This is a genomic window from Solimonas soli DSM 21787 (genome assembly GCF_000474945.1).
Classification (GTDB): Bacteria; Pseudomonadota; Gammaproteobacteria; order Nevskiales; family Nevskiaceae; genus Solimonas; species Solimonas soli.
Genome location: NZ_AXDW01000001.1, coordinates 229,347 through 244,763, shown reverse-complemented (window position 1 = coordinate 244,763; position 15,417 = coordinate 229,347). Strand labels below are relative to the sequence as shown.

The window sequence follows — 15,417 nt, the reverse complement described above, 5'->3', positions numbered from 1 at the left end:
GATGTGCTCCGGTTCAACCGTGAAAGTGGCTGCCGCCATTGGCGTGCCAGACCTGTCCGTGGATGTAGCTGGAATCGTCGGACAGCAGAAAGCTGATGGTGCCGGCGATGTCGTCGGGGCGGCCGAAGCGGCGCACCGTGGTCATCATCAGCCACTTCTGCTTGAAGTCGGCCGGCATCTGTTCGATGGCGGTCTCGCTCAGCACGATGCCCGGCGCCACGCTGTTGCAACGGATGCCTTCGGGGCCGAAGCGCAGCGCGACATGGCGCGTGAGCGCGGTCACCGCGGCTTTCGATGCCGCGTAAGCGGGACGCGTGTCCTCGCCGGCGTTGGCGGCCTCGGACGCCACGTTGACGATGGCGCCGCCCTTGCCTTGGCGGGTGAACTCGCGGATGGCCGCCTGGCAGGCCAGCGCGTAGCCGATCACGTTGACGCGGAAGGTGCGTTCCCAGATCGACACCGACATGTTGAGCACGTCGGCATCGCCGCCCATGGTCTGCGGCGACAGGTCGGCGGCGACATTGGCCAGGCCGTCGATGCCGCCGAAGCCCGAGACGGCCGAAGCGATCAGCGCCGCGATGGAAGCGCCGTCGGCCATGTCGAACGCCACGGCTCTGGCTTCGCCGCCGGCCTTGCCGATGCGCTCCGCCGTGGCCCGCGCACCGTCGACATTGATGTCGCCGACGATCACGCGCGCGCCCTCTGCGGCAAGGCGTTCCGCGGTGGCCGCGCCGATGCCGGTAGCGGCGCCTGCGATCACGATCCTTTTGCCTGCGAGACCCTTCATGGATTCATTCTCCCCATGCCCACTGCAGGCGGGCACGCCAGGCGAAACACGGCAGCCGCGTGCGGGCCGCCGAAGCAAGGGGAATGCGTGGGAAAGGCAGGGCGCCACGCCAACGGCATGCGGCAGCCTGGAGCAAGACGACCATGTAACCTCCTCACGATGGCCTGTTGGCTGTCCCGGGTCGGCCTCGAGGTCCGGGAAGTCGTGCGCCGCGGGGCGGTTGCACTTGTGATCTTGTTCCAACTACTGACGGAATGTTAGCTTTTGATTCGGCGAATTGGCAAGCACCGTTGTGCCGACGGTCGTCGCTGATTCGATGTCGCCGTGTCCGGCCGCAGGCCGATGCGCGAGCTTGGCCATGGCCGCGCTATAAGTGATAGTATGTCAGTTATTAGATGCGGGACGAGGAACCCGCGCCGCCTTCGGTGATCATCCGCCGTGCCATCCACGAGGCAGCAAAGAGACGATATGAGCGCGACACTACTTCCCGAAAACGAGTACCAGGCCTTTCTCAGGCAGGGTCGCTTCATGATCCAGCGCAGCGCGTCCAGCGGGCGCTACGTGTTCTACCCGCGTGCCATCGCGCCGGGTACCGGCAGCGAGGATCTGGAATGGGTGGAGGCCAGCGGCCGCGGCCTGGTGTATTCCACCACCGTAGTGCGCGCCAAACCACCCACGCCTTCGCACAACGTGGCGCTGGTGCAACTCGAAGAAGGGCCGCGCCTGATGACGCGCGTCGAAGGCATCGACCCTGGCGAGGTCCGCATCGACATGCCGGTGAAGGCGCGTATCGTGCAGGAGGCCGACCTCGCCTACGTGGTGTTCGATCCCGCGTGATGCCGCACGAGATGATTCCAAGGCACGTCCGCCGCGTCGCGCCGCCGAAACCCAAAACGTCTTCGAACAAGGAAACAGCATGAGCAACCCCATGTCGCTGGAAGGGCGCACGATCATCGTCACGGGCGCGGGGCAGGGCATCGGCCTGGCCATCAGCAAGCTGGTGATCGAACTCGGCGGCAATGCCGTCGGCGTCGACATGAACGCCCAAACGCTGGAAGAAGCCCGGGCCGCGCTGCCGCAGGGCCGCTTCCTGGCCGTGGACGGCAGCGTCGCCGACCCGGCCGTGGCCGAGAAGGCGGTGAGCCAGGCCGTCGCCACCTACGGTGCCGTCCATGGTCTGGTCAACAACGCCGGCATCGGCCGCCCCGCGCTGATCGAGAAGATGTCGGTGGCCAACTTCAACCTGGTGATGGACGTGCACGTCAACGGCTCGTTCCACTTCACCCAGGCCGTGGGCCGCCACATGCTGGAGCGCGCCAAGGCCGGCGACAAGGATCCCGGCAGCTTCGTGTTCATTTCATCGGATGCCGGCCGCCGCGGCAGCCTGGGCCAGATCAACTACGCCGCGGCCAAATCGGCCATGTTCGGCATGACCATGACGGTGGCGCGCGAATGGGCCAAGCACAACATCCGCGCCAATGCGGTGTGCTTCGGCGTGGTCGAGACCGCCATGACCGAAACCGTGCGCACCGACGAGCGCTTCAAGGACAACTACCTGGCGCAGATTCCGCTGGGCCGCTGGGCCTCGCCGGAAGAGGTGTCCAAGCCGGTGGCGTTCCTGCTCTCGCAAGCGGCTTCGTATGTGACCGGGCAGGTGCTGTCGGTCAACGGCGGCTACACCATCGCCATCTGATGCACTGACGATGGACGACATTTCGGCAATGCTGCGCGACAGCGCGGCGGACTTCCTCGAAGGCCGCCACCAGCTGTCGCGCCTCAAGGGCGGCATCGGCAAGCCGCAGCGCGTGGACCGCGCGCTCTGGCGCGAGATGGGCGAGCTCGGCTGGCTGGGGCTGGAGCTGCCCGAATCGCTCGGCGGCAGCGGCATGGGCCTGCGCGAATCCACGGTGCTGGCCGGGCAGTTCGGCCGCAGCGCATTCCCTGCGCCTTACGTAGCCGCGTCGGTGATGCCGGCCGTGCTGCTGTCGTTCGCGGGCACCCCGGGCGCCAGCGAACTCGCGGCCGCGCTGCAGGGCGGCGACCGGCTGATCACGCTGGCCTGGCAGGAGGCGCGCGACCAGCTCGACGCCGATGCGCCGCGCGCGCGGCTGCAGGACGGCCGCGTGAGCGGCAGCAAGCTCTTCGTGCCCGCGGTGGAAGACGGCGGCGTGCTGCTGGTGAGCGTGCAGGAGGCAGCCGGCCTGGCGATCGTCGCCGTCGCCGCCGATGCGGCTGGCGTCGCGCGCGAGGATTTCGCGGCCGGCCTGGGCACGGTCAGCACCGTGCATTTCGATCACGCGCCGATCCTGTTCGGCGCGCCGCTGCTGTCGGGCAACAGCGCCAAGATGGCGCTGCGGCGCGCGCTCGATGCGGGCCGCGTGGCGCTGTCCGCGCAGCTCGAAGGCCTGTCCAGCGGCATGCTCGACCGCACCCTCGATTACGTGAAAGGCCGCGTGCAGTTCGGCCGCGCGATCGGTTCGTTCCAGGTCATCCATCATCGCTGCGTGGACCTCTACATCGCCGTGCAGCTCGCGGGCGCCAGCTGGCGCAACGCGCTGCGTGCCTACGAGGGCGGCGAAGACGCGGGCGCCGCGATCAGCGCGGCCAAGGCGCGCTGCGCCGACACCGCGCAGCGCATCGGCCGCGAGGCCATCCAGATGCATGGCGCCATGGGTTTCACCGAGGAGGCCGACATCGGCCTGTACGTGCGCGCGCAGCTGCAGGCCTACGCCTGGCTGGGCACGCCGCCGCAGCATCGCCGTCGCTTCATGGCCATCACGGCGGAGGCCGAGCATGTCTGAGCCGGGCAACCTCGATCTGCTGTCCGACGATCAGTTCCGCGAGCGTTTCCGCGCCTGGCTCGCGGCCAACTATCCGGCCGAACTCCGGCAGGATTCGCATCGCCCGTTCCGGCGCCTGCGCGGCGACGCCGCGGTGGCCTGGCTGCGGCGCGTGCAGGAGGCCGGCTGGCGCGCGCCCGCCTGGCCGCGCGAATACGGCGGCATGGGCCTGAGCTTCCGCAAGCAGCTCATCTATCACGAGGAGCTGGAGCATGCCGGCGTCGCGCGCATCATCGACCTCGGCGAAACCCAGCTCGGCCCCACGCTGATCCAGTGCGGCAGCGAGGCGCAGAAGGCGCACTACCTGCCGCGCATCCTGTCCTGCGAAGACGTCTGGTGCCAGGGCTATTCCGAGCCCGGCGCGGGGTCCGACCTCGCCAGCCTGCGCACGAGCGCGGTGCGCGAGGGTGACGAGTTCGTGGTCAACGGCCAGAAGATCTGGACCACCCACGCCACCGACTCCACGCACATCTTCACGCTGGTGCGCACCGGCAAGTTCGCCAAAAAGCAGCAGGGCATCAGCTTCCTGCTGATCGACCTCCAATCACCCGGCATCACCGTGCGGCCCATCGTGAACCTCGCCGGCGAAGACGAATTCTGCGAAGTCTTCTTCGACAAGGTGCGCGTGCCGGCCTCGCAGCTGGTGGGCGAGATCGACCAGGGCTGGACCGTGGCCAAGGCGCTGCTGGGCTACGAGCGCATCTGGATCGGCAGCCCCGCGCTGGCCGGCAAGGCGCTGGAACTGGCGCACACGCTGGTGCGCGAACTGGGCCTGTCCGGCGACGCCGGCGTCACCGATCGCCTCGCCCAGCTCGCGGCCGACCTGCACGACTACCGCCTGCTCTATGCCGAGATCTGCGACGCCGTCGCCGACGGCGGCAAGCCGGGCCCCGAAGTGTCGATGCTCAAGGTCTATGCCTCCGAGCTGCTGCATCGCCTGACCGAGTTCAACCAGGAAGTGGCGGCCGAGAGCGGCGGCATCGTCGGTGACACGCGCATCGGCGGCGCACTCACCGACCTGCACTGGCAGCTGATGATGGCGCGGCCGGTGACCATCTTCGCCGGCGCCAACGAAATCCAGCGCGACATCCTCGCCAAGACCGTGCTCGGCCTGCCCGCCGAAGCCGCGGCCAAGAGCCAGATCAAGAATTAGAACGGAGAGCATCGACATGTTTTCAGCCGGAGCGCTAGACGGCATCCGCGTCCTCGACATGACGCGCGTGATCGCGGGTCCGTATGCGGGGCAGATCCTCGGCGATCTCGGCGCCGAGGTGATCAAGATCGAGCGCCAGGGCGAAGGCGACGACTGCCGCCGCGTGGGCCCGCCGTGGATGAAGGACCAGAGCGGCGCCGACACCGGCGAGTCCACCTACGCGCAGTCGGTCAACCGCAACAAGCGTTCGATCACGGTGGACTACGCCAAGCCCGAAGGCGCGCAGCTGCTGCGCGAGCTCGCGCTCAAGGCCGACGTGCTGCTGGAGAACTATCGTCCGCACACGCTCGACAAGTATGGCCTGGGCTACGAGGACCTCAGGCAGATCAACCCGCGGCTGATCTATTGCTCGATCAGCGGCTTCGGCCAGACCGGCCCTTACTCGACGCGCTCGGGCTACGACTACCTGGTGCAGGCCATGGCCGGCGTGATGTCGGTGACGGGTCCGCGCGACGGCGAGCCCGGCGCCGGGCCGATGCGCGTGGGCGTGCCGATCTCCGACATCTGCGCCGGCCTGTATGCGGCCATCGGCGTGCTGGCCGCGCTCAACCGCCGCCACGTCAGCGGCTTGGGCCAGCACATCGACGTGTCGCTGTTCGAAGCGCAGCTGGGCGCCATGCTCAACACCTTCTCGGCCTGGTTCAACGCCGGCACGCACTTGGGCCGCACCGGCAACGATCATCCCAGCGCCGCGCCCTACGGCGTCTATGAAGTCGAGGACGGCTACATCCTCATCGCCACCTTCAACGATCGCGAGTTCGCGCGCCTGGCCAGGCTGCTCGGGCACGCGGAGTGGGCCGAGGATCCGCGCTTCGCCAAGAACGGCGCGCGCGTCGCCAACCGTGCGCTGCTCAAGAGCCTGGTGGCCGAGGCGCTGCGCGGCAGGACCAAGGCCGAGTGGGTCAAGCTGCTCAACGAGGGCACGGTGTCCTGCGGTCCGATCAACGACATGGCCGCCGTCGAGCAGGACCCGCAGGTGCAGGCGCGCGGCATCGTCGTGGAGCTGCAGCATCCGGTGATGGGCAAGGTCAGGACCGCCGCCAGCCCGATGCGATTCTCCGAGTCGCCGGTGACCTATCGCATGGCGCCGCCGCTGGTGGGCGAGCACACCGACGCCGTGCTCGAAGAATGGCTGGGCCTGGGCGCCGAGCGCCTGCAACAGCTGCGCGCTGCCAACGTCATCTGAACATGAGCACGTCTTTCCACTATCCGGCGTTCGGAATCCCGCGCGAGCTCGACGGCCTGCGCCGCGAGGTGCGCGCCTTCCTGGGCGAGGCCTCGCAGGGCTGGAGCGGCTGGGACATCGGCCATTCGTGGACCGGCTTCGACCGCGCCTTCAGCCGCGAAGTCGGCCGGCGCGGCTGGATCGGCATGACCTGGCCCAAGGCCTACGGCGGCCACGAGCGCTCGGCGCTGGAGCGCTACGTGGTGGTCGAGGAGATGCTCGCGGCCGGCGCGCCCGTGGGCGCGCACTGGGTGGGCGATCGCCAGAGCGGCCCGCTGCTGCTGCGCATCGGCAGCGAGGCGCAGAAGCGGCGCTTCCTGCCGAAGATCGCCTCGGGCGAAGCCGCGTTCTGCATCGGCCTGTCGGAGCCGGGCGCGGGTTCGGACCTGGCTTCGCTGCGTTCGCGCGCCACGCGCGTCGACGGCGGCTGGAGGCTCAACGGCCGCAAGATCTGGACGACCTACGCCAAGAACTGCGATTTCATGATCGGCCTGTTCCGCTCGCAGGGCACCGCCGAAGCCGACAAGCACAAGGGCCTGTCGCAGTACCTGATCGACCTGCAGTCCTCGGGCCTGGAGATCCGGCCCATCGTCGATCTCACCGGCGAAGCGCATTTCAACGAGATCGTGTTCGACGACGTGTTCGTGCCCGACGAATCGCTGGTGGGCCGCGAGAACGAGGGCTGGGCGCAGGCCAATGCCGAGCTCGCCTTCGAGCGCAGCGGGCCCGATCGCTACCTGAGCTCGTTCCCGCTGCTGCCGCTGAGCATCGACGCCGTGAACGCCGCCGGCCGCGCGGATCGCCTGTCGGCGCGCCGCCTCGGCGAGGCGCTGGCCGACGTGGTCACGCTGCGCGAGATGTCGCTGTCGATCCTGGGCCAGCTCGCGGCCGGCACCACGCCCGCGCAGGAAGCCGCGCTGACCAAGGACCTGGGCACGACCTTCGAACAGCGCCTGCCCGAGCTGGTGCGCGAGATCACCGACCACGCGCCGGTGCTGACCGAGGGCGACACACTGTCCGAACTGCAGGCCTACCTGGTGCAGAGCGTGCCCACCTACTCGCTGCGCGGCGGCACGCGCGAAATCATGCGCGGCATCATCGCGCGCGGGCTGGGGCTGCGATGAGTACCGACAACGACGACATCGCCGGCCTGCTGGGCGAGCAGCTGGCCAGGCTGTTCGCCAAGACCGTCACGCGCGAAGCGCTGGTGGCCGCGGAGCAGGGCAGCTTCGACGGCGCGCTGTGGAGCGGGATCGGCGACATCGGCGTGATTGCCGCGCTGGCGCCCGAAGCCGTCGGGGGCGCGGGCCTGTCGTGGGCGCAGGCCGCCGGCCTGCTGCAGCTGCTGGGCTCGCATCTGCCGCCGGTGCCGCTGGGCGAAACCATGCTCGCGGCCTGGGCGCTCGGCGCTGCCGGCATCGAAGCGCCGGCCGCGCCGCTCGCGGTCGCCGGCGGCCCGTTGAGCCTGGACGCCGAAGGCCGCGTGAGCGGCGAGGACGCGCTGGTGTCCTGGGCGCCGCAGGCCGAGGCCGTCGTCGCCATCGCGCAGGGCGCCGGCGCGCGGCAGCTCGTGCTGCTGTCGGCGCGCGACGCCGAACTCGAGCCTCAGAAAACGCTCGATCGCCTGCCCGCCGCGCGCCTGCGGCTGCGCGGCGCCAAGCCGCTGCACGCGGTCGCCGCGCCCGCCGTGCTCGGCGACACCGGCCTGCTGGCGCCGCTGGCCGTGCTGCGCGCGCTGCAGCTGGCCGGCGGCCTGTCGCAGACGCTGGCGCTCGCCGTCGACTACGCCAACACGCGCAGCCAGTTCGGCAGGACCATCGGCAAGTTCCAGGCGATCCAGCACCAGATCGCGGAGCTCGCCGAACTCACCGCCGCCGCGCAGGTGGCGGCCGTTTACGCCGCACGCCAGCTCGACGGCGGCGACGCGGCCGCGGCCGAGCGCGGCGCGGCGGTCGCCAAGATCCGCGCGGGTGCATCGGCCACGCGCGGCGCGGCCATCGCGCACCAGGTGTTCGGCGCCATCGGCATCACCGACGAACACCGGCTGCATTACCACACGCGCCGGCTCTGGCAGTGGCGCGACGAGGCCGGCAGCGAGGGCTGGTGGGCCGAGCGCCTCGGCCGCCAGGCGCTGGCCGCGGGCGGCGCCGCGCTGTGGACCGGCATCACGGCGAGTGCGCCGTGAAGGCCGGGGTCCTTCGCTTGCAGCAGTTCGCAGCGCGTCTTGCGCCCAGTACAGCCATCCATCGCAGCCGCTATCCAGAAACAGCATCGAGGAGCACAGCATGACCCAGGACCTCAAGGGCGTCGTCGCCGTCGTCAGCGGCAGCAGCCGCGGTGTCGGCCGCGGCATGGCCGTGGCATTGGGCGCGCACGGCGCCACCGTCTACGTGACCGGACGCACGGCCAGTGCGGGACAGAGCGAGTTCCCCGGATCGGTGGCCGAAGCCGCCGAACAGGTCACCGCGGCGGGCGGCAAGGGCATCGGCGTGACCTGCGATTTCGGCAGCGACGAGCAGATCGCCAGCCTGTTCGAGCGCGTGGCCAAGGAGCAGAACGGGCGCCTCGACATCCTCGTGAACAACGCGGCCTACATCAACAACGAGATCTTCGCCCACGGCGGCTTCTGGGAGAAGTCGCTCGACACCGTGCGCCTGCTCGACGTCGGCCTGCGCTCCTCGTTCATCGCCAGCTGGCACGCCGCCAAGCTCATGGTGGCGCAGCGCCGCGGACTGATCTGCAATACCTCCACCTACGGCTCGGTGTCCTACATCCACGGGCCGATCTACGGCGCGCAGAAAGCCGGGCACGACAAGTTCGCGGCCGACATGGCGGTGGACCTGCGCGACTACGGCGTGGCCGCGGTGTCGTACTGGTTCGGCGCGGTGGCCACCGAACGCCACGCGCTGGTGACCGCGAGCATGCCCGAAGGCTACGACGCGGGCGCGGCGGGCAGCTTCAAGATCACCGAGTCGCCCGAGTTCGGCGGCCACGTGCTGGCCGCGCACTACCTGGACCCCAAGCTCATGGAACGCTCCGGCCACACCTTCATCGTCGCCGAGCTCGCGCGGGAATACGGCATCAAGGACGTGGGCGGCGTCGAGCCGCCCAGCTATCGCCAGTACCTGGGCGAGCCGCGCATTCCGCACGCCTCCGCCATCGTCTGAATCCGCGAGCCTCCCATGCGTGAAGCCGTCATCGTCTCCACCGCGCGCACGCCCATCGGCCGTGCCAACCGCGGTGCGCTCAACCACATCAAGTCGCCCACGCTGACGGCGCACGCCATCCGCCACGCGGTGGCGCGCGCGGGCATCGAAGGCGCCGAAGTGGAAGACGTGCTGATCGGCGCCGCGCTCACCGCCGGCACCGCGGGCCGCAACCTGGCGCGCGCGGCCGCGCTGGCCGCGGGCCTGGGCGAGAGCGCCTCGGGCCAGACCATCGACCGCCAGTGTTCCTCGGGGCTCATGGCCATCGCCACCGGCGCCAAGCAGATCATGGTCGACGGCATGGACGTGGTCGTCGCCGGCGGCTCGGAGAACGTGAGCGCGCTGTCGCAGCCCTACCTGGAGTGGGCGATCCGCGACAAGGACGAGAACGTGATCGCGCAATCGCAGCATGCCTACCTGCCGATGCTGCAGACGGCCGAGTTCGTGGCCAAGAAGTACGGCATCTCGCGCGAGGCCGCCGATGCGTTCTCGCTGGTCTCGCAGCAGCGCACCGCGGCCGCGCAGAAGGCCGGGCGCTTCGACGACGAAATCGTGCCGATCACCGCGACCATGCAGATCGTCGACAAGGCCACCAGGGCCGTGAGCTACCAGGAAGTGACGCTCACGCGCGACGAAGGCCCGCGCGAGACCACGCTCGACAAGCTCGCCGCGCTGGAGCCGGTGATCAAGGACGGCGGCACGGTCACCGCCGGCAACGCCAGCCAGCTGTCGGACGGTGCCTCGGCCTGCGTGCTGATGGAAGCCAGCCTGGCCTCGCGCCGCGGCCTCACGCCGCTGGGCGCCTACCGCGGGATGATGGTGGTGGGCAATCCGCCCGAGGAGATGGGCATCGGCCCGGTGTTCGCCGTCCCCAGGCTGCTGGCCAGGCACGGACTGAAGATCGGCGACATCGGCCTGTGGGAGCTCAACGAGGCCTTCGCCTGCCAGGCGCTGTACTGCCGCGACACGCTGGGCATCGATCCCGATCTGCTCAACGTCAACGGCGGCGCCATCGCGCTGGGCCATCCGTTCGGCATGACCGGCTCGCGGCTCACCGGCCACGCGCTGATCGAGGGCCGTCGCCGCGGCGCGAAATACGTGGTGGTGACGATGTGCGTCGGCGGCGGCATGGGCGCGGCCGGCCTGTTCGAGGTCTACTGAACGATGAGTGACGATATCGAAACCGTCGGCCTGGGCTTCCGTTTCGAGGACCTGCCGCTCGGCCGTCGCTTCAGGACGCTGGGCCGCACCGTGACCGAGGCCGATCTGGTCGGCTTCATCGGCGTCACCGGCATGACCGAGGTGCTGTTCACCAATGTCGAGCACGTGCACAAGGAAGCCGGTTATGCCGGCCGCCTGGTTCCGGGCGCCCTGGTGTTTTCCTTCGCCGAGGGCCTGCTGATGCAGGCCACGTTCCAGACGACGGGACTGGCATTCCTCAGCATGGAGTTCGAGGTGCGCGCGCCGACTTTCGTCGGCGACACGATCCATGTCGAGAGCGAAGTGATCGAGGCCCGCGCATCGGAAACCCGCCCGGAACGCGGCCTGGTGCGTACCCGCAACCGCGTGATCAAGCAGGACGGCACGCCGGTGCTCGAATACCGGCCGCTGCGCATGATCAAGCGGCGGCCGCAGGCTTGAGCTTGGCCGGACACGAAACACATTTTGCGCAGGCGCGTGCCTGAAACCGCAGTCAACGGAGGAAACAGCATGAACAGATTCGAGAACAAGGTGGCGATCGTCACCGGCGGTGCATCCGGCATCGGCGCGGCGGTGTGTCGCCGCATCGTGGCCGAGGGCGGCAAGGTGGCCGTGGCCGACGTTTCCGGCGATCGCGCCGAAGTGCTGGCGAAGGAGTTGGGCCCGGCCGGCTTCGCGGTGCAGTTCGATGCCGCCGAGGCCAGCTCGATCGAGAAGATGGTCGAGGCCACGGTCCAGCATTTCGGCCGCCTCGACGTGCTGCACAACAACGCGGCCGATGTGTCGGCGCCGATCCAGATGGGCGACACCACCGCGGTGGACATCGACATCGCGATCTGGGACCGCGTGATGCAGGTCAACCTGCGCGGCTACCTGCTGGGCTGCAAGTACGCGATCCCGCACATCATCAGGAGCGGCGGCGGTTCCATCGTCAACACCGCATCGGGCGCGGGCGCGCGCGGCGACCTGGTGCGCATCGCCTACGGCGTGTCCAAGGGCGCGATCTACACGCTGACCAAGTATGTGGCCGCGCAGTACGCGCACCAGGGCGTGCGCTGCAATGCGGTGGCGCCCGGCCTGGTGATGACGCCGGCGCTCGAAGGCTCGCCGCCCGGCATGATGGAGATCCTCAAGCGCCACACGCTGCTCGAGTTCGGCAAGCCCGAGGACATCGCCGCGCTGGTGACCTTCCTGGCCTCGGGCGAGGCGGCCTACATCACCGGCCAGGTCTACGGCATCGACGGCGGCTTGCTGATGCACAACCCCATGCACGCCGACCTCAAGGACTACATGGAACAGGCCGCGGCCGCGCACGCCGCGGCCTGATCGCGCGCACCGGAATCCAAGCAAATGGAAACCTTCCCGCGCGGCCGCGCCGCCATCGTCGGCGCCGCCACCTACGGCATGGGCGAGTGCCCGGGGCATCGTCCGCTCGACATGGCCGCCAAGGCGGCCGCGCGCGCGCTGGCCGACGCCCATCTCACGCTGCCCGACGTCGATGCGCTGTTCGTGGCGCTGCCCGACGACGCGCTGGGTGGCCTGGCCGCGGCCGAATACCTGGGCATCCGTCCGCGCTACACCGACTGCAATCGCACGGGCGGCTCGGCGTTCCTGAGCCATGCCATCGTCGCCTCGCTGATGCTCGACGCGGGCTACATCGACTGTGCGCTCATCATGTACGGCAGCAACCAGCGCAGCGCGGGCGGCCTGGTCACGCTGCGCAAGAGCTCGCCGTTCGAGACGCCGTACAAGCCGATGAACCCGCTGTCGTCGTATGCGCTGGCCACCGCGCGCCACATGCACCAGTACGGCACCACGCGCGAGCAGCTCGCGGAAGTGGCGGTGGCCGCGCGCCGCTGGGCCAACCTCAACCCCGAAGCCTTCATGTACGGCAAGGGCGAACTCACGGTGGAGGAATGCGTGAAGGCGCGCATGGTGTCCGACCCCTTGAGTGCGCGCGACTGCTGCCTGATCACCGACGGCGCGGCCGCCGTGGTGATCACGCGTGCGGATCGCGCCCGGCACCTGCGCGCGGACCCGGTGTACATCCTCGGCGCGGCGGCCGCGGTGGAGCATGCGAGCATCGATCAGATGGCCGATCTCACGGTCACGCCGGCGCTCGAATCGGGCAGGCGCGCGTTCGCGCTCGCAGGCGTGAAGCCGGCCGACATCGACGTGGTCGAGCTCTACGACGCGTTCACCATCAACACCATCCTGTTCCTCGAGGACCTGGGTTTCTGCCCCAAGGGCGAAGGCGGGCGCTTCGTCTCCGAAGGCCGCATCGCGCCGGGCGGCGAGCTGCCGGTGAACACCAACGGCGGCGGCCTGTCGTGCTGCCATCCGGGCATGTACGGCCTGTTCACGATGGTGGAAGCCTGCGTGCAGCTGCGCGGCCAGGGCGGCGCGCGCCAGGTGGCCGGCGCCGAACTCGCACTCGCGCACGCCAACGGCGGCGTGCTGTCCAGCGAAGCCACCATGATCCTCGGCACCGCCGCAACCCTCTGAGCTGCCTCATCTCATCTAGGAAGCATCCATCATGGATTTCTCGCACTACACGTTCTTCAAGGTCGAGCGCGCCGGCAAGGTGCTCAACATCACGCTCAACAATCCCGAGAAGCTCAACGCCTTCAGCGAGGCCGGGCATCGCGAAATGTCGCGCCTGTTCACCGACGCGGCCGAGGACGACGACAGCGAGATCATCGTGATCACCGGCGCCGGCCGCGCCTTCACCGCCGGCGGCGACCTGGAATACATGCAGAAGCTGCGCGACGAGCCCAAGCTCATGCACCGCACCATCCGCGAAGCCAAGCGCATCGCCTTCAGCCTGCTCGACTGCGACAAGCCGATCATCTGCAAGGTCAACGGCGACGCCATCGGCCTGGGCACCACGCTGGCGCTGTTCAGCGACGTGGTGTTCGCGGTGGACACCGCGCGCTTCGGCGATCCGCACAACAACGTGGGCCTGATCGCGGGCGACGGCGGCGGCCTCATGCTGCCGCAGTTCATCGGCTACGCGCGCGCCAAGCACTACATGTTCACGGGCGACCTGATCAAGGCGCCGGACGCGGTGCAGATGGGCCTGATCCATGCCTCGCTGCCGGCCGACCAGCTCGACGCCGCGGTCGACGCCTACGTGCAGCGCCTGCTGAAGATGCCGGTGCAGTCGCTGCGCTGGACCAAGGCCACGGTCAACATCGGCCTGCGCCAGCTGGCGCACAGCATGATGGACGCGGGCATGGCCTACGAGATGATCGCCGGCCAGACCAAGGACCATCAGGAGGCGATCAACGCCTTCCGCGAGAAGCGCAAGCCCAGGTTCACGCACGAGTGAGCGAGCCATGACGAGCTCCGCGCCGGTTCTGCTCACCATCGCCGACGGCATCGCCGAGATCCGCTTCAACCGTCCCGAGGTGCTCAACGCCGTCGACGTGGCGACCGCCGTCGCGTTTCGCGACGCGGTGGCCGCGGCCTCGGCCGACCCGGCCACGCGCGTGATCCTGCTCACCGCCGCGGGCCGCGCCTTCATCGCGGGCGGCGACCTCGCGTTCTTCCGCGCGGCAGGCGAGAACGCGCCGGATGCGGCGCGCGAACTCATCGGGCCCATCCACGCCGCGGTCGAAGGCCTGGCCGCGGCGCCGCAGCCGGTGCTGGCGAGCCTGCACGGCGCGGTGGCCGGCGCCGGCATGAGCGTGGCGCTGGCCGCGGACCTCGCCATCGCGGCCGACAACGTGGTGCTCAACATGGCCTACGCCAGGGTCGGCAACTCGCCGGACTGCTCGGCGTCGTGGACGCTGCCGCGCCTGGTGGGCCTGCGCAAGGCCATGGAGATCATCATGCTCAGCGACAACCTCGATGCCGCCGAGGCGCTGCGCCTGGGCCTGGTCAATCGCGTGGTGCCGCTGGCCGCGCTGGAGGACGAGACGCGCAAGCTGGCGCGCCGGCTGGCCGAGTCCGCGCCGCTGGCGCTGCGCAGCATCAAGCGCCTGCTGCGCGACAGCGGCGGCCGCGAGCTTCGTCAACAGCTGGACGCGGAGGCCGCGCAGTTCGCGGCCAATGCCGGCAGCGCCGATTTCCGCGAAGCGCTGGAAGCCTTCTTCGGCAAGCGCAAGCCGGTGTTCGAAGGGCGCTAGCCCGCAGTCAACCATCGAAGCGGGAGCAGCACATGGATATCAAGGGAGTTGCGGCCCTCGTCGTCGGCGGCGCGTCCGGGCTCGGCGCGGCCACGGCGCGCGCCTTGGCCAGGGCCGGTGCCAAGGTTTCGGTCCTGGACTTCAACATCGAGCTGGCCCAGGCCGTGGCCGCCGAGATCGGCGGCTTCGCGGCGCAGTGCAACGTCACGAGTTCGGACAGCGCCGAGGCCGCCGTGGCCGCCGCGCGCCAGGCGCATGGCGCCGCGCGCATCCTGGTCAACACCGCGGGCATCGCGCCCGCGGCCAAGATCGTGGGCAAGAACGGGCCGATGCCGCTCGACGAGTTCCGCAAGGGCATCGAGGTGAACCTGGTGGGCACGTTCAACACGCTGCGCCTGGCGGCGGCCGACATGATGAAGCTCGATCCGCTGGCGGACGGCGAGCGCGGCGTGATCGTCAACACCGCGTCGGTGGCGGGCTACGAAGGCCAGATCGGCCAGGCGAGCTATGCCTCGTCCAAGGGCGGCGTGATCGCGCTGACCATCCAGGCCGCGCGCGAATTCGCCGCATCGGGCATCCGCGTCTGCACCATCGCGCCGGGCCTGTTCGAGACGCCGATGATGGCCGGCCTGCCCGAGAACGTGCGCGCGAGCCTCGCGGTGACGGTGCCGTTCCCGCAGCGGCTCGGGCGCGCCGAGGAATACGCGAAGCAGGCGCTCAACATCGTCGAGAGCGTCTACCTCAACGGCGAGACCATCCGCCTGGACGCCGCGCTGCGCATGGCGGCACGCTGATCGCGTGATCGCAAGACGTCGC

General features: G+C 69.6%; 16 protein-coding genes. 15 read left to right on the top strand and 1 reads right to left on the bottom strand.

What is annotated here, in order from left to right:
- Positions 1-13: 13 nt before the first annotated feature.
- Positions 14-895 carry an SDR family NAD(P)-dependent oxidoreductase gene (locus K344_RS0101160; RefSeq protein ID WP_211234442.1) on the bottom strand — a complete coding sequence of 294 codons (882 nt, stop codon included), beginning with the start codon at positions 893-895 and terminating at the stop codon, positions 14-16.
- Positions 896-1,255: 360 nt separating this feature from the next.
- On the opposite strand from K344_RS0101160, the gene K344_RS0101155 reads away from it, so the two are divergent.
- The 15 genes from K344_RS0101155 to K344_RS0101085 all read left to right on the top strand — a co-directional run bounded on the left by K344_RS0101155 (position 1,256) and on the right by K344_RS0101085 (position 15,395).
- Complete coding sequence (locus K344_RS0101155) at positions 1,256-1,624, top strand: Zn-ribbon domain-containing OB-fold protein (RefSeq protein WP_028079135.1); 369 nt, start codon at positions 1,256-1,258, stop codon at positions 1,622-1,624.
- A 79-nt stretch (positions 1,625-1,703) separates the two neighbouring features.
- A complete protein-coding gene (locus tag K344_RS0101150) occupies positions 1,704-2,480 on the top strand; it encodes an SDR family NAD(P)-dependent oxidoreductase (RefSeq protein ID WP_028079134.1) in 777 nt (258 codons plus the stop codon).
- A gap of 10 nt (positions 2,481-2,490) precedes the next feature.
- Positions 2,491-3,588, top strand: a complete 1,098-nt coding sequence (locus K344_RS0101145) for an acyl-CoA dehydrogenase family protein (RefSeq protein ID WP_028079133.1) — start codon at positions 2,491-2,493, stop codon at positions 3,586-3,588.
- Positions 3,581-4,780 (top strand): acyl-CoA dehydrogenase family protein, encoded by a 1,200-nt coding sequence (locus tag K344_RS0101140; RefSeq protein WP_028079132.1) that lies wholly within the window; start codon positions 3,581-3,583, stop codon positions 4,778-4,780. The genes K344_RS0101145 and K344_RS0101140 overlap by 8 nt, the downstream gene beginning before the upstream one ends.
- Before the next feature lie 16 nt (positions 4,781-4,796).
- Positions 4,797-6,026, top strand: coding sequence for a CaiB/BaiF CoA transferase family protein (locus K344_RS0101135; protein WP_043113437.1), 1,230 nt, complete (start codon positions 4,797-4,799; stop codon positions 6,024-6,026).
- 2 nt (positions 6,027-6,028) lie between these two features.
- The gene (locus K344_RS0101130) at positions 6,029-7,189 is read left to right on the top strand and encodes an acyl-CoA dehydrogenase family protein (RefSeq protein WP_028079130.1); all 1,161 of its coding nucleotides are present in this window, start codon (positions 6,029-6,031) and stop codon (positions 7,187-7,189) included.
- On the top strand, positions 7,186-8,250 hold the full coding sequence (locus tag K344_RS19560) for an acyl-CoA dehydrogenase family protein (RefSeq protein WP_051361746.1): 1,065 nt from the start codon (positions 7,186-7,188) through the stop codon (positions 8,248-8,250). The genes K344_RS0101130 and K344_RS19560 overlap by 4 nt, the downstream gene beginning before the upstream one ends.
- A gap of 100 nt (positions 8,251-8,350) precedes the next feature.
- A complete protein-coding gene (locus tag K344_RS0101120) occupies positions 8,351-9,232 on the top strand; it encodes an SDR family NAD(P)-dependent oxidoreductase (RefSeq protein ID WP_028079129.1) in 882 nt (293 codons plus the stop codon).
- Between the two features lie 15 nt (positions 9,233-9,247).
- Positions 9,248-10,432: an acetyl-CoA C-acyltransferase gene (locus tag K344_RS0101115; protein ID WP_028079128.1), complete on the top strand. Its 1,185-nt coding sequence runs from the start codon at positions 9,248-9,250 to the stop codon at positions 10,430-10,432.
- Positions 10,433-10,435: 3 nt separating this feature from the next.
- Positions 10,436-10,912 (top strand): MaoC family dehydratase, encoded by a 477-nt coding sequence (locus K344_RS0101110; RefSeq protein WP_028079127.1) that lies wholly within the window; start codon positions 10,436-10,438, stop codon positions 10,910-10,912.
- Positions 10,913-10,981: 69 nt separating this feature from the next.
- Complete coding sequence (locus K344_RS0101105; RefSeq protein WP_028079126.1) at positions 10,982-11,797, top strand: SDR family NAD(P)-dependent oxidoreductase; 816 nt, start codon at positions 10,982-10,984, stop codon at positions 11,795-11,797.
- Between the two features lie 24 nt (positions 11,798-11,821).
- Positions 11,822-12,976: a thiolase family protein gene (locus K344_RS0101100; RefSeq protein WP_028079125.1), complete on the top strand. Its 1,155-nt coding sequence runs from the start codon at positions 11,822-11,824 to the stop codon at positions 12,974-12,976.
- Positions 12,977-13,007: 31 nt separating this feature from the next.
- Positions 13,008-13,802 (top strand): enoyl-CoA hydratase/isomerase family protein, encoded by a 795-nt coding sequence (locus K344_RS0101095; protein WP_028079124.1) that lies wholly within the window; start codon positions 13,008-13,010, stop codon positions 13,800-13,802.
- A 7-nt stretch (positions 13,803-13,809) separates the two neighbouring features.
- The gene (locus K344_RS0101090; protein WP_028079123.1) at positions 13,810-14,601 is read left to right on the top strand and encodes an enoyl-CoA hydratase/isomerase family protein; all 792 of its coding nucleotides are present in this window, start codon (positions 13,810-13,812) and stop codon (positions 14,599-14,601) included.
- 32 nt (positions 14,602-14,633) lie between these two features.
- A complete protein-coding gene (locus K344_RS0101085) occupies positions 14,634-15,395 on the top strand; it encodes an SDR family NAD(P)-dependent oxidoreductase (protein ID WP_028079122.1) in 762 nt (253 codons plus the stop codon).
- Positions 15,396-15,417: the final 22 nt, after the last annotated feature.